The sequence below is a fragment of the Parapedobacter luteus genome (assembly GCF_900168055.1).
In the GTDB taxonomy this organism is placed as follows: Bacteria; Bacteroidota; Bacteroidia; order Sphingobacteriales; family Sphingobacteriaceae; genus Parapedobacter; species Parapedobacter luteus.
In genome coordinates, this window is sequence record NZ_FUYS01000019.1 from 1 (window position 1) to 18,066 (window position 18,066).

15 protein-coding genes and 1 riboswitch are annotated in these 18,066 nt (G+C 48.4%); of the genes, 12 read left to right on the top strand and 3 right to left on the bottom strand.

Annotated features, from left to right (window positions below; genetic code table 11):
• On the top strand, positions 1 to 939 hold a 939-nt coding region (locus tag B5X72_RS19955; RefSeq protein ID WP_139378797.1), incomplete at its 5' end, for a nucleotide sugar dehydrogenase.
• 12 nt (positions 940 to 951) lie between these two features.
• Here B5X72_RS19955 and B5X72_RS19960 read toward each other — a convergent pair.
• A complete protein-coding gene (locus B5X72_RS19960) occupies positions 952 to 2,688 on the bottom strand; it encodes a S41 family peptidase (RefSeq protein ID WP_079718704.1) in 1,737 nt (578 codons plus the stop codon).
• Positions 2,689 to 2,885: 197 nt separating this feature from the next.
• Here B5X72_RS19960 and pdhA point away from each other — a divergent pair, with 197 nt between their 5' ends.
• From pdhA to dnaA, 6 genes are all read left to right on the top strand, one after another.
• On the top strand, positions 2,886 to 3,881 hold the full coding sequence (pdhA, locus tag B5X72_RS19965) for a pyruvate dehydrogenase (acetyl-transferring) E1 component subunit alpha (RefSeq protein ID WP_079718705.1): 996 nt from the start codon (positions 2,886 to 2,888) through the stop codon (positions 3,879 to 3,881).
• Between the two features lie 51 nt (positions 3,882 to 3,932).
• On the top strand, positions 3,933 to 5,603 hold the full coding sequence (locus tag B5X72_RS19970) for a pyruvate dehydrogenase complex dihydrolipoamide acetyltransferase (RefSeq protein ID WP_079718706.1): 1,671 nt from the start codon (positions 3,933 to 3,935) through the stop codon (positions 5,601 to 5,603).
• Positions 5,604 to 5,732: 129 nt separating this feature from the next.
• Positions 5,733 to 6,227, top strand: coding sequence for a hypothetical protein (locus tag B5X72_RS19975; RefSeq protein ID WP_079718707.1), 495 nt, complete (start codon positions 5,733 to 5,735; stop codon positions 6,225 to 6,227).
• Between the two features lie 127 nt (positions 6,228 to 6,354).
• Complete coding sequence (gene gcvP / locus B5X72_RS19980; protein WP_079718708.1) at positions 6,355 to 9,234, top strand: aminomethyl-transferring glycine dehydrogenase; 2,880 nt, start codon at positions 6,355 to 6,357, stop codon at positions 9,232 to 9,234.
• 50 nt (positions 9,235 to 9,284) lie between these two features.
• Positions 9,285 to 9,381: riboswitch (TPP riboswitch) on the bottom strand.
• A 224-nt stretch (positions 9,382 to 9,605) separates the two neighbouring features.
• Positions 9,606 to 9,989, top strand: coding sequence for a transmembrane 220 family protein (locus B5X72_RS19985; protein WP_079718709.1), 384 nt, complete (start codon positions 9,606 to 9,608; stop codon positions 9,987 to 9,989).
• Between the two features lie 296 nt (positions 9,990 to 10,285).
• Entirely contained in the window at positions 10,286 to 11,713 is a 1,428-nt protein-coding gene (gene dnaA / locus B5X72_RS19990) for a chromosomal replication initiator protein DnaA (protein ID WP_079718710.1), read from the top strand.
• A gap of 49 nt (positions 11,714 to 11,762) precedes the next feature.
• On the opposite strand, the gene B5X72_RS19995 is transcribed toward dnaA, so the two are convergent.
• Both B5X72_RS19995 and lpxK read right to left on the bottom strand, forming a co-directional pair.
• Positions 11,763 to 12,299: a 5' nucleotidase, NT5C type gene (locus B5X72_RS19995; RefSeq protein ID WP_233632799.1), complete on the bottom strand. Its 537-nt coding sequence runs from the start codon at positions 12,297 to 12,299 to the stop codon at positions 11,763 to 11,765.
• 146 nt (positions 12,300 to 12,445) lie between these two features.
• Entirely contained in the window at positions 12,446 to 13,507 is a 1,062-nt protein-coding gene (gene lpxK, locus B5X72_RS20000) for a tetraacyldisaccharide 4'-kinase (RefSeq protein WP_079718711.1), read from the bottom strand.
• Between the two features lie 480 nt (positions 13,508 to 13,987).
• On the opposite strand from lpxK, the gene mqnB reads away from it, so the two are divergent.
• The 5 genes from mqnB (at position 13,988) to B5X72_RS20025 (ending at position 17,995) form a co-directional block, all read left to right on the top strand.
• Positions 13,988 to 14,626, top strand: a complete 639-nt coding sequence (mqnB, locus tag B5X72_RS20005; RefSeq protein WP_245827045.1) for a futalosine hydrolase — start codon at positions 13,988 to 13,990, stop codon at positions 14,624 to 14,626.
• Positions 14,627 to 14,713: 87 nt separating this feature from the next.
• The gene (locus B5X72_RS20010) at positions 14,714 to 15,700 is read left to right on the top strand and encodes a pyruvate dehydrogenase complex E1 component subunit beta (protein ID WP_079718712.1); all 987 of its coding nucleotides are present in this window, start codon (positions 14,714 to 14,716) and stop codon (positions 15,698 to 15,700) included.
• Positions 15,701 to 15,872: 172 nt separating this feature from the next.
• Positions 15,873 to 16,310, top strand: coding sequence for a DoxX family protein (locus tag B5X72_RS20015; RefSeq protein ID WP_079718713.1), 438 nt, complete (start codon positions 15,873 to 15,875; stop codon positions 16,308 to 16,310).
• Between the two features lie 93 nt (positions 16,311 to 16,403).
• Complete coding sequence (locus tag B5X72_RS20020; RefSeq protein ID WP_079718714.1) at positions 16,404 to 17,570, top strand: trans-sulfuration enzyme family protein; 1,167 nt, start codon at positions 16,404 to 16,406, stop codon at positions 17,568 to 17,570.
• Between the two features lie 8 nt (positions 17,571 to 17,578).
• Positions 17,579 to 17,995: an OsmC family protein gene (locus B5X72_RS20025; RefSeq protein ID WP_079718715.1), complete on the top strand. Its 417-nt coding sequence runs from the start codon at positions 17,579 to 17,581 to the stop codon at positions 17,993 to 17,995.
• Positions 17,996 to 18,066: the final 71 nt, after the last annotated feature.

Consider the following 18,066-nt stretch of genomic DNA (forward strand, 5'->3'; position numbering starts at 1 on the left):
AACACCGGAAACGGAGTCAGCTTCCATATCCTCTCAAACCCTGAGTTCCTCGCCGAAGGAACCGCCATACAGGACCTCCATAACCCAGACCGGGTGCTCATCGGAGGGGAAAACCCCGAGGCCGTCCAGGCCCTGGTGGATGTATACGCTTCCTGGGTGCCCCCCGAACGTATCCTCACCACCAACCTCTGGTCTTCCGAGCTCTCCAAGCTCACCGCAAACGCTTTCCTCGCACAGCGCGTATCCTCCATCAACGCCATCTCCGAACTCTGCGAACGAACCGGGGCTAACGTCGACGAGGTGGCCCGCGCAATCGGTACAGACAGCCGAATCGGACCAAAGTTCCTCAAGGCTTCCGTCGGTTTCGGCGGCTCATGCTTCCAGAAGGACATCCTCAACCTGGTCTACATCGCCCGCACATACGGCCTGCATGAGGTCGCACACTACTGGGAACAGGTCATCACCATGAACGACCACCAGAAACGGCGCTTCGCCGACAACATCGTGCAGACCATGTACAACACCGTCTCCGGAAAAAAAATCGCATTCCTCGGCTGGGCCTTCAAGAAAGACACCAACGACACCCGAGAGTCGGCTGCCATCTACGTGGCCGATGCCCTGCTCAACGAGGAGGCCAACATCGTCGTCTACGACCCCAAGGTATCCGCACAGCAGGTCTATGCAGACCTGGATTACCTCGGCTCCAGGAGCCCCGAGGAAAACCGAAGGCTGGTCTCCGTCGTAAATGACCCCTACCAGGCAACACGGCAGGCACATGCCATCGCCGTACTTACCGAATGGGATGAGTTCAAAACCTATGACTGGAACAGCATCAGGGAAAACATGATGAAACCCCCGTTCGTCTTCGACGGCAGAAAGCTCCTTGCGGCCAACAGGCTGGCCGATATGGGATTCCAGTATTACGCCATCGGAGAATAGCCTGCAGCCCTTTTATTGGTGAAGGTCTGCCACAGCCGCCAAAAGCGCCGCTGGCCGGCCTATCGTTTTATATGCTCCTTCTCCATCTAAAATACTGTAATATTCTGTAGTCGGAGCCGTTAATAGCGAATGAGCACGCTGCAATTGTGCATCGTGTTTCAATGAAAATGTCGTCCGCCCACTGCGATAATAATAGCGAGAAATGATTTCGCTGCCCAGGGCTTGTTTAATTTCAACTTGATGGTCGGTCAAATCGCTTTGCTTACCTACACGCACTTTTTGGGTTAGTGACGCAACCTCCCGAAGGATCTCCTCCGACTTATTTTCTTCCTCTGCCCACACTTTCAGCTGCTGCAATAGGGCTTCCACTTCGGTGGCATAACGATAATCTTTACCCTCCAAAAATTGAATAAAATCCGCATATAACGAAGCATCCACTTCAAATACGCTTGCATCGGCTATCCGCGGATGTTTCTGCTTGAATGCAGTTGCATAATCAAATATCAAATAGCGACTCAATAATGCTTGCGTAACCGGGCTGTATGACGCCTTCTCCACAGTGATGTCCGGGTAGATCCCGCTGCCATCATATACCACCCTGCCCTTTTTGGTATGAAATGCATTGATTAACGAGTCGGACATCCGGACATAACCACCGTTATTATTCCGGTGGACAAAATCGAGCGCCTGTATGCACCTTCCGGAAGGCGTATAATATTTAGCCACGGTGACTTTTACCAAGTTGTTGTACGGAAGGTTAAATGTCTGCTGTACCAGCCCCTTGCCAAAACTCCGCTCACCTACAATCACCGCCCTATCCAAGTCCTGCAATGCACCTGCCACAATCTCTGCAGCTGACGCAGAATAACCATTGATAAGCACAGTCAACGGAATTTCCGACGCCACCGGTTTAGCCATCGTGCGATAACTGTATGCCTTAGAAGCGTTCTTCCCTTTCTGACTCACCACCAATTCACCCTGCGGGACAAACAGATTGACAATTTTTACTGCTTCCTGAAGAATTCCCCCTCCATTGTTGCGTAGATCAACAATCAAGCCCTGAAGCCCTCCCTTTTCCTGTAACTCACGCAATGCCCCTTCCACTTCCTTAGCCGATTGTTCAAGAAATTTGTCGAGCTTGATGTAGCCAATGCCTCCATCCAATAAGGTGACATGACTAACATTAGGTTGCCGTATCACGCTCCGGGTAACAGTGAGCTCCTGCAAATTATCTTGACCGGGCTTTCGTATCTGAAGCCGGATATCGCTATGATCCGCTCCTCTCAACAAATGACTTACCTCGCCGGTAGACCTTTCTTTGAGCAACGTGCCATTAATGCTGACCAACTCATCGCCGGCTTCAAGCCCTGCTTGGTGCGCGGGCTGCCCAGCATTGACCTCAGACAGATAAATATGCTGGTCGCGCTCAAATACCGAGGCTCCGATGCCGCCATACCGCGTATCCACATACTTTAACCGGTAATCTTCTATATCGGTCTCCTGCACATATTCCGTATAGGGATCCAGCTCATCAAGCATGGCGTCCACTGCCGTCTTGATTAGTGTATTGGGATCGGTCTCATCGACATAGTTGAGGCTAATCTGCCGGTATACCGCAGAAAAAATATCCAGATTCTTACTGATAAGGAACAGGTCATCTTTGACCACAACGAATGCGGAAAAAAACAACAAAATCACCGCTAAGACAGTAAAGCGCTTTGCGCTTAACAGGTGTTTGTGATACTTCATTTGTGGTGTGTCAAAATCAAAAAACAAATAAAGTTAAAATAAATTGTAACGAATATCAAGGGCTAACTTTCGAAAAAAGGTCAATATCACCTAAATACTTACATATTTATGAGATATGCCCCCGCTTCAAATTGCATATAACAACAATTTTATCTAAGTTTGCCTTCCAAAAATTTGATTAGCTAATAAACGTTGAAATGAGTTCGACACCTATAACGAAAGAGACTTACTTGGAGTGGTATAAGTCTATGCTGCTCATGCGTAAATTTGAAGAGAAGGCCGGACAATTGTACGGGCAGCAAAAGATCAGGGGCTTTTGCCACCTTTATATCGGCCAAGAAGCCGTTGTCGCTGGGGCCATGTCTGTATTGCGTCCGGAGGACTCTATGATCACCGCCTACCGCGACCATGCCCATGCTATCGCCAAAGGAGTATCGGCCAATGCTGCGATGGCCGAGCTTTACGGTAAGGTGACCGGATGTTCCAAAGGAAAAGGTGGATCGATGCACTTCTTCAGCAAAGAGCACAAATTCATGGGGGGGCACGGCATTGTCGGCGGCCAAATTCCTCTCGGTGCCGGCATCGCGTTTGCCGAGAAATACAACGGCACAGATAACGTATGTGTATGCTACATGGGCGATGGTGCTGTACGACAAGGCGCTTTCAACGAAGCACTGAATATGGCCATGCTATGGAAGCTACCCGTAATATTTGTCTGCGAAAACAACGGCTATGCGATGGGTACATCTGTAGCGCGTACCACCAACATGATCGATATCTATAAAATGGGGCTAGGCTTTGATATGCCAAGCGCACCGGTAGACGGCATGGATGTCGTAGCTGTCCATAATGCCATGGATGAAGCTGTCCAACGCGCACGTAGCGGAGAAGGGCCAACCTTTCTTGAAATGCGCACTTACCGCTATAAAGGCCACTCAATGTCAGATCCCGCCAAGTACCGCACCAAAGAAGAACTGGAAGAATACAAGGGACGCGATCCGCTCATCACCACGAAAGCCGTCATCGTTGAAAAGAAATATGCAGACGAAGATTGGCTTGCTGAAGTGGAAGCTGAAGTAAAAAAGACCATTGATGAATGTGTTAAATTCGCCGAAGAATCTCCTTATCCTGAGCCGGAAGAGCTGTACAAGGACGTGTATGTTCAGGATGATTACCCGTTTGTCATGGATTGAGATTTAGAAGTAGCTAAATAACGTTTAAATAAGGATTAACCGCAATACAACATGGCTGAAGTAGTAAAAATGCCCAAAATGAGCGATACCATGACGGAAGGGGTCATCGCGAAGTGGCACAAAAAAGTAGGCGATAAAGTCAGTTCCGGCGATTTGATAGCAGAAGTGGAAACCGATAAGGCAACCATGGACTTTGAATCGTACCAAGAAGGAACGTTATTATACATTGGTCCGAAAGAGGGGGAAGCGGTACCCGTAGATGCGGTTATTGCTGTATTAGGCGAAGAGGGAGAGGATTATCAGGCCTTGTTGAACGGAGAAAGCACCGGAAAAAGCGAGAAAGAGGAAAAACCTGATAACAAAACAGGTGCCGCTGAAGAAAAAGAAGCCGAGGAAGCTCCAGAAGAAGCCGGCGAGGAAGTAACCGCCGAATCGCTTGGAGCTACAGTCATTACAATGCCTCTTCTGAGTGATACAATGACCGAAGGTGTGATTGCTGAATGGCATTTCAAGGTAGGAGACACGATTAAAAGCGATGATGTCATTGCGGATGTCGAAACCGATAAAGCGACAATGGAGGTGACAGCCTATGCCGAAGGAACTTTGCTTTACATCGGCGTGGAAAAAGGCCAAGCAGCCAAAGTGAATGACATCATTGCTATCGTAGGCAAGGAAGGCACCGATGTGACACCACTGCTCAAACAGCATACAGGAAAAACAAAAAAAGAAGCGAAGTCGACTGAAAAGGCCGCTGATTCGGTGGACGTCGCGCCCGCCAAACAGGCGGCAGACGAACCTGTAAGTACTTCCGCAGATTCGCGCTTGAAAGCTTCGCCCCTAGCCCGCAAGATTGCGAAAGAAAAAGGTATCAGCCTTGGCGATGTAAAAGGTACAGGTGATGGCGGTCGGATTGTCAAAAAGGACGTGGAGTCCTTCACGCCACCGGCTAAATCTACGGAATCATCTGCACAGGCCCCTGCATCTACGGCGGCGGCCGAGGCTCCAGCAGCCACCATCAATATTCCTCAATATGTAGGCGAGGAACGCTATGCCGAAAAACCGGTTACCCAGATGCGGAAAACCATCGCCCGCCGCCTTTCGGAGAGCTTATTTACGGCACCTCATTTCTACCTGACCATCCAGGTCGATATGGATAGCGCCATTGCCGCGCGTACCAAGATAAATGAAGTGGCTCCGCTGAAGGTATCATACAATGATTTGGTTATCAAAGCAGCGGCAGTAGCTTTGAAACAGCACCCGGCAGTAAATGCCTCGTGGTTAGGCGATAAAATCCGGTATAACGAACACGTAAATGTTGGTGTTGCTGTAGCTGTAGAAGACGGACTTTTGGTACCCGTAGTTCGGTTTGCTGACGGCAAAAGCCTATCACACATTTCGGCAGAGGTAAAGGATTTCGCGCAACGCGCAAAAACCAAGAAGTTACAACCCGCAGATTGGGAAGGTTCTACCTTTACCGTTTCAAACCTGGGCATGTTTGGCATCGATCAATTCACTGCCATCATCAACCCGCCCGATGCCTGCATTCTTGCCGTTGGTGGTATACAGCAAGTGCCCGTGGTCAAGAATGGCGCCGTCGTTCCGGGTAATATTATGAAACTCACGCTCAGCTGTGACCACCGTGTAGTGGACGGTGCCACGGGCGCAGCTTTCCTGCAAACGCTCAAGGCCTTGCTGGAGGAGCCGGTAAGGTTATTGGCTTAATCCAGTAAATCTTAACTAAAAAACGCATAGGTTGTGACCCTTGGCTACGTACCTATGCGTTTTTACTTGTAGCAAAATCCCCTTGCCTTACGTTATTTATTTCGAACAGCAATAAATAACCCGACGTCAATGAAACTAACCACGTTATTCCGCATTTCCCTACTATTCTTGCCAGCTATTGTGACCTGCACGAAAAAATCACACACGGCTGATGAAGCTTTCTTGTCTTTTGAAGAACCCGCAATATCCCTGCGCACGTACGTAGGCTGGTGTGCTGCTAATGATAGCCTTACCATAAGCAAGAACAACTCACTATGGATCCACTATGCAAGCTGCCAGGACGAAACCGGCGTAAAGAAACAATGGCTAACCGATCCGCGCGATCTTGAAGAGCTTCAAGAAATCTTAGCCACCGGCGATTTCGGCTCCTTAGACATCAATGAGTGCGGACATTGTGCAGATGGCATCACCTACGTATTGACAGTTCAAGACAAAGGCAAAAAACACAGCATCAGGCTATCACATTCTTCAACAACTGCTGCCCAAGCACAGGAAGGCATGGCCATCAGGCTGTTGGATAAGATGACGGACATCATCGAAAGGCAAACACAAAACAACCATTAACCCCCTGCCTCCAAAAACTTTTATCCACTTTATTTCTCACGCCAAAATCTGTATCTTTGCACGCGAAAGAACTACCGTCTGCTTGCTGGCAAGCACCATGGCTGCACCCAGGTAGTGAAACATTCCCATGAGTAAGATACATTTTCAGGAAAAATTTGAAGAGCGGCATATTGGCCCCAGTGCTGATGAAGCCTCCGCTATGTTGGATGCCTTGGGCGTCCAAAGCCTTGACCAATTGATTGACGAAACCGTACCGGCACAAATACGGGCAAAAAGGGCATTAGCACTCCCGCCCGCCGTGACGGAAACAGCTTACCTGCGTAGAATCAAGGCGATAGCCGACAAGAACAAGGTATTCAAATCCTACATTGGGCAGGGATACTATGATGTCGTTCTTCCTGGCGTCATTCAACGCAACGTATTTGAAAACCCCGGTTGGTACACGCAATACACCCCTTATCAGGCGGAGATAGCGCAGGGGCGCTTGCAAGCTTTATTGAACTTCCAGACCATGGTCATTGACCTGACGGGCATGGAGATCGCAAATGCTTCGCTGCTTGACGAAGCTACGGCTGCAGCCGAGGCTATGTTTATGCAATATGGACTCCGGAAGAACAAAGCCGCCAACACGTATTTCGTCTCCTCGACCATTTTCCCTCAAACGCTTGATGTCTTGCATACACGGGCATTATCCTACGGTATAGAACTCTTAGTAGGCAACCCTCAAGAAATGCCCGATACGGATAACATTTTTGGTGTGCTTGTCCAATACCCTGCCGGGGACGGCACGATAGTCGACTATACCGCTATTGCCGAAGACTTACGCGCCCGGGATATTTCCATTTGTGCCGTTGCCGACTTAATGAGCCTAGCACTCCTTACCCCGCCGGGTGAATGGGGTGCTGATGTCGTTGTAGGCAGCACGCAGCGTTTCGGTATACCGATGGGGTTTGGCGGCCCCCACGCAGCTTATTTTGCCACCAAGGATGCGTATAAGCGAAATATTCCGGGCCGGATCATCGGCGTAACGGTAGACTCCAGCGGCAACTATGCACTACGCATGGCATTGCAAACGCGTGAACAACATATCCGCCGCGATAAAGCCTCATCCAATATCTGTACTGCGCAAGCGCTCTTAGCAATCATGGCGGGCTTTTATGCCGCTTACCATGGCCCTAAGGGATTACGGCTGATCGCTGATCGTATACATGACTTGACCGTTTTATTGGCGAGCGCATTACAACAGTTGGGATATAAGCAACTCAATGAAACCTATTTCGACACCATACGCATCGAACTCGGCGAATTGGCTGGCCCACTACATGCTGAGGCGCTTAACAACGAGATAAACCTGCATTACCAAGGCAGCGTTGCTGGTATCACCATTGACGAAACGACAACATATGAAGACATTGAGACACTTGTCCGCATTTTTGCCAAGCTAAAAGGCAAAACCCTTAACGATGTCAATTTGGATGCATCGGCAACTGAGGCGTCTTCGGCTATCCCACAGGAGTTACGTCGTACGTCAGCATTTCTCACTCACCCTGTGTTCAACAGCTATCACTCCGAGCACGAGATGCTACGCTACATCAAATCCTTGGAAGCCAAGGACCTATCGCTATGCCATTCCATGATCCCGCTGGGTTCATGCACAATGAAGCTTAATGCTACCACCGAGATGGTACCGGTCACTTGGCCCGCGTTCGGCGGCCTACACCCATTTGCACCGGCAGATCAAACCGGGGGTTACATGCAAGTCATCAATGAGCTCAATCAATGGCTTTGTGAGATTACCGGCTTTGCCAAGGTAAGCTTCCAGCCCAATTCCGGAGCACAGGGCGAGTACGCTGGCCTAATGGTTATCCGCGCTTACCATGAAAGCCGCGGTGACGCCCATCGCAACGTAGTACTGATCCCGTCGTCTGCACACGGCACAAACCCCGCTTCAGCGAGTATGGCCGGCATGAAGGTAGTCGTTGTACAATGCGACGAGCGGGGCAATATCGATGTAGCCGATCTGCGCGCCAAGGCTGAACAATACGCCACCAGCCTCTCGGCACTGATGGTGACTTACCCATCTACGCACGGTGTTTTCGAAGAGCCTATTATTGAGATATGCGCGATTATTCACCAATATGGCGGCCAAGTATATATGGATGGCGCCAATATGAATGCTCAAGTGGGATTGACCAGCCCGGGCCTTATCGGCGCAGATGTATGCCATCTGAATCTACATAAAACATTCTGCATCCCGCACGGCGGGGGTGGCCCCGGCATGGGCCCTATCGGTGTAGCCGAACATTTAGTGCCGTTCTTGCCTAACCATGCGGTAGTGGCAGTCAGCGGAAAACAAGGTATCAACGCCGTATCGGCTGCACCTTGGGGGTCAGCTTCCATCCTGCTGATTTCGCATGCTTATATTGCGATGATGGGAGCCGAGGGACTTACAAATGCCACAAAATATGCTATTCTGAACGCTAATTATATTAAGGCGCGCTTGGAAGGGCATTACCCTGTATTGTATGCCGGGGCTAACGGCCGTTGTGCGCATGAGCTGATATTGGATTGCCGCTCCTTCAAAGCCGCCGGAGTGGAAGTCGGCGATATCGCCAAACGGCTTATGGACTACGGCTTCCATGCACCTACTGTGTCGTTTCCTGTGGCAGGCACGCTGATGGTGGAACCCACCGAGTCGGAATCCAAAGCGGAACTGGACCGATTCTGCGATGCACTTATTGCTATCCGCAAAGAGATTGCCGCTATTGAGCGTGATGAATCCGACAAAACAAACAACTTATTGAAAGGCGCACCACATACTGTAGCAATGGTGAGCGCAGATGAATGGGACAGGCCTTATACGCGTTCGCAGGCCGCTTTCCCGCTGCCGTTTGTCCGCGAACACAAATTTTGGCCCGCGGTTGGGCGCGTCAACGATTCGCAAGGGGATAGAATGCTCATCTGTGCTTGCCCCCCGTTAAGCGCGTATGAAGAGATAGAGGCCTAATCAAAAAACCCTATTCTAACCATAGCTAGAATAGGGTTTGCACGACTTCTCGTCGTACCGACGCGCTTTCCCTGCGCTGGCATTATCCAGTTCAGGTTCGGGGATATCATCTCAGCCTGATTGGCTCAAGCACTCCCTGCACATCTTTCTGGTATATGAAACAAACGACCAGACAAAAGGTTTGAAATTTTTCAATTTCCCCTTTATTTATTCTTTGGTCGGTACACCCACAATTGCCTTAGATTTTTTAGATTTGGGGGCATGTAGCAATGTATCTATCGCACGTCTTAAAAACATTAGCAAGATTTTAGCGTTGCGGTCTTATTTGACTCCGTTAAAAGCAAACAATCATCAATAACCAATTAGCGTATATGAAAATATTCAACGGCTTGTTTTGTGCCCTATTTGTTGTCAGCGCAGCACTGCAATACAACGATGAAGACCCATTTCTTTGGATTCCGATCTATTTGTATGCGGCTTGGCTGTGTTATTTGGCCATCAATAAGCGCTATCCTGCCAAAGGTTATCTTTTAGGCCTTGTCGTTTACGTGGGGTATGCCATCTACCTCCTGCTCATCCGGCACGAGGTCATCTATTGGTTTGAACATGAGCGTGCCTCGGCACTCGTACAGCGCATGGAAGCAGACCAACCATGGATAGAAGAAACCCGTGAGTTAGGTGGCCTGTTGATACTCATTATCGTACTCGGCATTAATTGGATAGGTTTTAGGAAAAAGGCAGTAACGCCATCTTAGACGCGTTGAACAACCCTTCGATTTTATTTATTTTTTACTATTTCTTTGCTTTAATTTTACTTAACTTTAACGCATGCATTTGTAGCTCGCCTGCAATTGTTAAAAATTTTACGCCCCTATATTTTGATTGTAATTTTTACAAAAAAATACACCTAAGTTATTGATTTACAATGCTGTGTTTGATATTTTAATTTTTAATTTTTTAGCTGATTTTTTTTTGCCATCTTCGTTTCACGAAGAAGTTATCAACATTTTTTCGATCATTTATTGTAAATCAACTTATTAAGAAATAACGAATGGAAAAAACGAGCACGAGCGTATGGAATAGCTGTCTACAAATCATCAAAGACAATATTCCTGCACAAAGTTATAAGACCTGGTTTGAGCCCGTTAAGGCCGTACGCTTAGAAGGTAACGTTTTGACTATTCAAGTGCCAAGTTTGTTTTTTTATGAATGGCTTGAGGAGCATTATGTAGGGTTGCTACGCAAGACCATCAAAAAGCATCTCGGGGAAAATGGACGATTGGAATACAATATTGTGGTGGAAAAATCTTCTACCAGCAATCCTTATACCACAAACATTCCGTCAAGCGGCAACGGAGCGGAAGCCAAGAAGCAGTCAATCCCCATACCCGTGGCGCTTAACAAGGATATCAAAAACCCTTTTGTCATTCCCGGTCTTAAAAAGCTGCAAGTAGATCCACAATTAAACCAGCATTACTGTTTTGACAACTTCATTGAAGGTGAATGTAACCGCTTAGCGCGTTCTGCAGGCTTTGCCGTAGCGAGTAAGCCCGGCGGCACATCATTTAATCCGTTGATGATATATGGCGGCGTAGGGCTTGGCAAAACCCATCTTGCACAGGCTATCGGCAATGAAATCAAGCGCAATCTGCCGGACAAATTGGTAATCTATGTGTCTTGCGAAAAATTCTGCCAGCAATTCGTAGATTCCTTGAAGAACAACACCATTAACGACTTTGTCAATTTTTACCAGGCAATGGATGTCATCATTATGGATGACGTGCACAACTTTGCCGGAAAAGAACGTACACAAGACATCTTTTTCCATATATTTAATCACCTGCACCAGTCCAGCAAACAGATTATTCTCACCTCGGACAAACCACCAAAGGATTTGGCTGGGTTAGAGGAGCGCTTATTAAGCCGCTTTAAGTGGGGGCTCTCTGCCGACATACAGGTACCTGACCTGGAAACACGCATGGCCATTCTTAAAAAGAAAATGTATACCGACGGCATTGAGCTACCTGACAACGTGATCGAATATGTGGCCAATCAGATCGATAACAGCGTGCGCGAACTCGAAGGCGCCATGGTATCATTGCTGGCCCAGGCGACGTTAAATAAAAAGGAAATCGACCTCAATCTCGCCAAGTCCATGTTGAAAAACTTCATTAAGAATACACACAAAGAGATTTCCATGGATTACATCCAGAAGCTCGTGTGCGATTATTTCGAAGTACCCGTGGAAATGGTGAAATCAAAGGTGAGGAAACGTGAGATTGTACAAGCCCGTCAGATCTCAATGTACTTAGCCAAGAACCACACGAAAACCTCCTTGAAGTCCATCGGTGCCTTTTTTGGCGGCCGGGACCACTCCACGGTCATCTATGCTTGCCAAACCGTTGAAGATCTGATAGAAACGGATAAGAAATTCAAAGCGTACGTGCAGGACATTCAGAAAAAGCTTAAAATAGGTTAAAAAGAAGATCGAAAGACGGCTTTTTCCAAGCCGCCTTTCTTTTCTGTTTCTACAATAATAGCCCGGCCACTTCTTTCCAAGTATTCACTCGCTCGTAGCCCGTAATAAGCAGGTTATGAGGCGATGTGAAGAGCAGTTTACGACCATCGAAACGGGCTAAGTTCTTTATGCGATCGTCAATCATGATATCTGCAGCGATGATCTTTTCGCCGGTAAACAAGATATGCGTCCAGGGGATAAAGGGAAAGTGATCACCGAGCCAATCCAACTTATCCTCCAGCGAATTCCTAAACTCCATGGCCGCAGAAACCACATAGACGTTATACCGTTCTTGCAAAGCCTTCACGGTCTCAATGGCATCTTGCATCGGCGGGATATCTCGAAAAAATCCCTTTTCGTTGATGTAGATTTTCCATTGTCCATTAAGGTCATGAGGCAAGTTCTCGTGCAATTCTTTACCTGGCTCCTGATGGATATCCATCGCGATCCCGTAGTCACGGTGATAAAGCGTCAAAAACTTGTGATGGGTATCGGCCAATACCTCGTCCATGTCGATAGCCAAACGGGGCTTGTCTTCGTTATTCATACACACAAAAATAACCTTTATTTGCAAATCGGCAGCGTTCAGCGGCAACTATTTCTCATAAAGCCTGCCCTGCGGAAACGCGAAATAATATATGGCTAACCGGCACATCCAAGGAATGGGGTCTCCGAATCGCTTTGCGCGGCACCTCAATTCTTTAGGGTGTCGTGACAGTAGCTCAGCAGGAGTTGCTGGAGAAGGTCTTCGTCACGCTCCTCAAACTTCACGTGAATCGGCACGACATACACCGGCAAGTCTGTCAATAGGGAATGTAACGCAGGATCCATCAGTCGCTGGGCATCCTTTTCGGTGGTGACCACGAGCTTATTGGAATTGCTGATGTCACGGAACCTACGTATAATCCGCCGCACGGCCGCCGGCGTATAGCGATAGTGATCAGGATAACGGAGATGCACGACTTCCTGTGCTTGCGCCCGGAGGTAATCATACAATGGAGCAGGATTGGCAATACCTGTGACAAGCAGTACGGAACACGTTGCATCAAGCAACGCCGTGTCAGCCCTGTCGTCCGGCAGCAATTTAACTGGCGCTCCATAACCAATGCCGCAAAACAGGACCGGTACCTGCCGCGCCGCGGCAAGTGAACGACGAATGCGCTGTTTTTCTGCTTCCGTAGTCATGGGCGGGGTCTTGGTGACCACGATCAGGTCTGCACGACGCCGTTCCCGAAAATCGTCGCGGTAATTGCCCGCGGGAAGCAGCCACTTCGGCAGGCTCATGGATCGATAGTCAAACAGCAAAATTGCAAAACCCGGGCGCAAGGCCCGGTGTTGGTAGGCATCGTCCAGGACGATTACTTCATGCCCACGCTGAAGCAGCAGACGGACACCATGGACACGGTCTTCATCAACCGCCACGGTAAGCCTAGGAAATTTACGTTTGAATTGAAGCGGCTCATCACCGCAACGTTCTGCCGTATCATCTCCAGCTACTTCCAAAAATCCGCGCGTCTGCCGTCCATAGCCTCGGCTTAACGTAGCCACCCGATACCGCCCGCCGAGCAACTTCACCAAATATTCGGTCATGGGGCTTTTTCCAGTACCCCCTACTGCGAGATTGCCGACGACAATGACCGGCTTATCAAATGCCGTGTTGCGGATCCATCCCCAGTCGTAGCATCGATTGCGAATCCAAATAACCAGCCCGTATAACACTGAAAACGGCAATAAAAACGCCCTGAGGTAAGTCATACCCAGCAAACTTAGCTAAATCAGGCATTAAAAACAATTATCGCGGTCAGCTTTGGCAATGCGATGTTACGAAATGCTATACTACTGGCCAATCCGGTGCAGTTGAAACCTTACGATAGTTTCAGGGCAACCTCATTTAAAAATATCAGCGGATTTATTTTTCTTAGAACATCGTTAAAAGCAACGCCTTCCGCCATCCTGAGGCCTTCGATGTGATCTCCCGTTGGCGGCCTAATTTAGGCAGGTTCCCGCTACTCATGGCTTAAGTCAGCCTTACCCCAAAGTTAAATCAAACAGCATATCAGTATGAATACAAGTCGTCTTTTCGTTTTAGTTTATTCGGTTAACAACCGAGCAAGATCCGAACAAATACCGAATAAAATCCGAGTAAAAGATAAGGTAAGTGTAAGCAAGGGGGTAGGAAAGAAGTACTACAGGGGTAACACAATAGCGCATATCCATTTTTTTGCGTACATTCGTATGGAAAAGCAGATGAATGTATTGGTCATAGCCGCAACGGAAGAAGAGATCCAACCCTTTATCCACTCGCACGTCGAACCGCGCAGCGGCATCGAGGTATTGGTCACAGGCGTAGGGATGGTAGCTACGTCTTTTGCATTGGGTCAAAAGTTAGCTGCTACCCCCCATTACGACCTGTTGCTTAACGTAGGTATTGCCGGAAGCTTTAAGCGCAGCATCGCACTTGGTGAAGTAGTGTATGTATATCAGGATACCTTTGCCGAATTGGGCGCCGAAGACGGAGAGCAGTTTGTGGATAGCGTTGCACTTGGCTTAGCTAAGCACACCTTCCAGGGTGCTTTGGCGCCCGATTATCCAGCGTTTCAAGGGCTGCGACAGTGCCGTGGCATCACCGTAAACACCGTGCACGGCCATGAGGAAACGATTGACGCGATAGCTCAACGACTAAATCCAGCGGTAGAAAGTATGGAAGGAGCTGCAGTTTTCTATGCAGCCCACCAAGCAGGGCTGCCGGCCATACAGATAAGGGCTATCTCAAACTATGTGGAACGCCGTAACAAGGCAAGCTGGCAGATACCGCTGGCCATCGAAAACCTGAACCGTTGGCTGAAGGTATTTGCCAATTCCATCGATCGTTAATACACAAAAATTTGACAAGCAGGGGCAAAAAATATCAATTTTTTGTAGTAGGTTTGCGTGCTAGAAAATTTTGACACGATACAACTGATGAGAGAAATACAATTCAGAGAAGCGCTTCGCGAGGCAATGAGCGAAGAAATGCGCAAAGACGAAAAAATCTTCTTGATGGGCGAGGAAGTGGCCGAATACAATGGAGCATACAAGGTAAGCCAAGGTATGCTCGATGAGTTTGGGCCAAGACGTGTCATAGACACCCCCATCTCCGAACTCGGTTTTGCAGGCATCGGTATCGGTGCAGCGATGAATGGCCTGAAGCCCATCATCGAGTTTATGACGTTCAATTTTTCATTGGTTGCCATCGATCAGGTCATTAACTCTGCTGCCAAAATGTATTCGATGAGTGGCGGCCAATTTCCTATCCCCATGGTATTCCGCGGGCCAACGGGAAATGCCGGCCAATTGGCAGCGCAGCATTCGCAGAATTTTGAAAATTGGTATGCCAATACCCCGGGCCTTAAGGTCGTTGTGCCAGCCAATCCTTATGACGCAAAGGGTCTGCTGAAACAGGCTATTCTTGACCCGGATCCGGTCATCTTCATGGAATCAGAGGTGATGTATGGCGACAAGGGTGAAGTACCAGAAGAAGAATATTATTTAGAGCTGGGTAAAGCGCACACGGTCAAAGAAGGCAACGACGTGACCATTGTAACATTTGGCAAGATGCTGCCCCGGGTAGTAGAGCCTGCAGTAGAAGAGCTGACCAAGGAAGGCATCGACGTCGACTTGATCAATCTTCGAACAGTGCGCCCCATCGATTACGGTGCCATTATCAATTCCGTAAAGAAGACCAATCGTTTGGTTATTGTAGAAGAGGCGTGGCCTTTGGCATCCATATCTTCCGAAATTGCGTATAAAGTACAGCGCGAGGCCTTTGATTATTTAGACGCCCCGGTAGTACGCCTTACATCCGCTGATGTACCCCTGCCTTATGCCCCCACATTACTCCAGGCGGCACTACCCAATGTTTCTCGCGTAGTTAAGGCGGTAAAAGAAGTGATGTATATCAAGAAATAAGATATCCCCGAAATCTTTTGACGTTTAAGCATAGCCTGCCCAAACAAAGGGCAGGTTTTTTTGTTATAAAACAATAACAAGAACAAGCATAATTGTGCTTTTGCCGCTGGTCTTCCAGCTATTTAACTAGTTCACCAATCAAGTCACCAATTAACCTGAAAGGAGGTCATCTATGAATGTCATCGAAAAAATCGAACATTGGGGAGACACACATCACCCCCGGTGGTTAGATATACTCCGTATTGCTTTGGGAATTGTGATTTTTCTCAAAGGCGTAACCTTTCTCTCAAACACGGAGTCCTTGAGGCGATTAATCGAGGAGACCCACATCCAGATTTACACTTGGGGAGCCGTACACTATGTCGCTTTTTCACATTTGGTAGGTGGTATTCTGATAGCTATCGGGCTCTTAACTCGGGTCGCAATTGGTTTTCAGCTGCCGATTCTTTTCGGCGCGGTATTTTTCGTCAATATCACGCAGGGCCTTTCATTCCTTAATTCGGAACTATGGATCTCCATCGTGATATTGATGTTGCTGATCGTTTTCTTTGTGGTGGGTTCAGGTCCTTATTCACTCGATCACCAAATGCGGCAACGGAAGGGCTATTAACCCTCCGGCAATTATTCTTTTTGCACCGCCTCCCTCAATGCTGGTTTGCATTTCCCCATAACTTTGGCTAAGTTTGTGCGACTAAAATTTGACATGAACGAACAAACAAAGGCCATCCGGGAGCAGGCCGATCGATCTTCCTTTCGTGAGCATGCAGTACCGCTTTACCTGACTTCCAGCTTTATTTTCGACAGTGCCGAGCAGGGGCGTGCAATATTTGCCGAAGAGGAAGAAGGCAATGTATATTCACGTTATTCAAACCCCAATACCACAGAATTTATCAACAAGGTATGTGCCATGGAAGGAGCCGAAGCGGGGTTGGCTTTTTCTTCCGGAATGGCTGCGGTCTTTACTTCATTTGCGGGATTGCTAAAAAGCGGAGACCATATCGTTTCTTGTCGTGCTATATTCGGATCAACCCATCAACTTTTTACAAAGCTATTCCCCCGTTGGGGCATTACCACGACCTACGTCGATGCCGCAAAACCGGAGGACTGGGAGAAAGCAATACAGCCAAATACTCGGATGATCTTTTTGGAAACCCCGTCTAATCCGGGGTTGGAGCTTGTTGATCTGGAGTGGCTGGGCAAATTCAAGGAAAAATATCCCGATATCATTCTTAATGTAGACAACTGCTTTGCAACGCCGTACTTGCAAAAGCCCATCCAATACGGCTTTGACCTGGTCAGCCATTCGGCCACCAAATACATGGATGGCCAAGGCCGGGTGTTGGGCGGTGTAGTGGTAGGCAAGAAAGCTTTAATCGACGAACTGATGTTTTTTATCCGCCATACCGGACCCGCACTATCTCCCTTCAATGCCTGGGTACTTTCTAAGAGCTTGGAGACTTTGGCCCTACGGATGGATCGTCATTGTAGCAACGCCTTGGCAGTGGCTGAAGCACTGGAAGCGCACCCCGAGGTCGAAACCGTGCGCTATCCGTATCTTCCGTCACACCCTCAATACGCCTTGGCCAAAAAACAGATGCGAGGAGGAGGCGGCATTGTCACGTTTGTCATTAAGGGCGGATTTGACCGAGCCAAAAGCTTTCTTGATGCGCTCAAGATGATACGTATCACATCCAACTTGGGCGACTCCCGTAGCATTGCGACACATCCGGCCTCCACCACGCATTCTAAACTGACGGAAGAAGAACGGCTGCAACTGGGCATACAGCCCGGTAGTATACGGATATCCGTAGGATTGGAAGATGTTACCGATATCAAAGCGGATCTTATACAAGCGTTGAACCATAGTTAATAGGCATAATGAAAATATCACTAAAACGAGCGAACGATGCCGTGCACTTCGAAGGCACCAGCAATACCACGGAGGTAAAAATACACATCGACGGTTCGCCGGATATCGGTGGCGAAGGCCTGGGCGCACGTCCCATGGAATTAGTGCTGATGGCGCTGGGATCGTGCAGTGCGCTGGATTTGGTCAATATTCTCAAAAAACAACGTCAGCAAATCGAGGACCTGGATATCCATGTAGAAGGCCAACGGCGGGAAGAAATCCCCAATATCTTTACTTCCATCCACATCGCATTTTATCTCAAGGGTGAAATTGACCCAGCCAAGGCCGAAAAGGCCGCTGAATTGGCCGTCAAAAAGTATTGTTCGGTGCATGATATGCTTGCCGCCGGCGGCGTTGCTATCACCTACACTGTCGAAGTCCAGTAGATAGATTACTCCTCAAATAGTAGTATCCAGCCTACTGTCCCAATGTCTCTATGATTTTTACAAAGCGGAAT

What these genes read in the sequence shown, in the direction of transcription:
- B5X72_RS19960 (WP_079718704.1), bottom strand. Translation starts at nt 2,688, where the DNA reads ATGAAGTATCACAAACACCTGTTAAGCGCAAAGCGCTTTACTGTCTTA.
- pdhA (WP_079718705.1), top strand. Translation starts at nt 2,886, where the DNA reads ATGAGTTCGACACCTATAACGAAAGAGACTTACTTGGAGTGGTATAAG.
- B5X72_RS19970 (WP_079718706.1), top strand. Translation starts at nt 3,933, where the DNA reads ATGGCTGAAGTAGTAAAAATGCCCAAAATGAGCGATACCATGACGGAA.
- B5X72_RS19975 (WP_079718707.1), top strand. Translation starts at nt 5,733, where the DNA reads ATGAAACTAACCACGTTATTCCGCATTTCCCTACTATTCTTGCCAGCT.
- gcvP (WP_079718708.1), top strand. Translation starts at nt 6,355, where the DNA reads ATGAGTAAGATACATTTTCAGGAAAAATTTGAAGAGCGGCATATTGGC.
- B5X72_RS19985 (WP_079718709.1), top strand. Translation starts at nt 9,606, where the DNA reads ATGAAAATATTCAACGGCTTGTTTTGTGCCCTATTTGTTGTCAGCGCA.
- dnaA (WP_079718710.1), top strand. Translation starts at nt 10,286, where the DNA reads ATGGAAAAAACGAGCACGAGCGTATGGAATAGCTGTCTACAAATCATC.
- B5X72_RS19995 (WP_233632799.1), bottom strand. Translation starts at nt 12,299, where the DNA reads ATGAATAACGAAGACAAGCCCCGTTTGGCTATCGACATGGACGAGGTA.
- lpxK (WP_079718711.1), bottom strand. Translation starts at nt 13,507, where the DNA reads ATGACTTACCTCAGGGCGTTTTTATTGCCGTTTTCAGTGTTATACGGG.
- mqnB (WP_245827045.1), top strand. Translation starts at nt 13,988, where the DNA reads ATGGAAAAGCAGATGAATGTATTGGTCATAGCCGCAACGGAAGAAGAG.
- B5X72_RS20010 (WP_079718712.1), top strand. Translation starts at nt 14,714, where the DNA reads ATGAGAGAAATACAATTCAGAGAAGCGCTTCGCGAGGCAATGAGCGAA.
- B5X72_RS20015 (WP_079718713.1), top strand. Translation starts at nt 15,873, where the DNA reads ATGAATGTCATCGAAAAAATCGAACATTGGGGAGACACACATCACCCC.
- B5X72_RS20020 (WP_079718714.1), top strand. Translation starts at nt 16,404, where the DNA reads ATGAACGAACAAACAAAGGCCATCCGGGAGCAGGCCGATCGATCTTCC.
- B5X72_RS20025 (WP_079718715.1), top strand. Translation starts at nt 17,579, where the DNA reads ATGAAAATATCACTAAAACGAGCGAACGATGCCGTGCACTTCGAAGGC.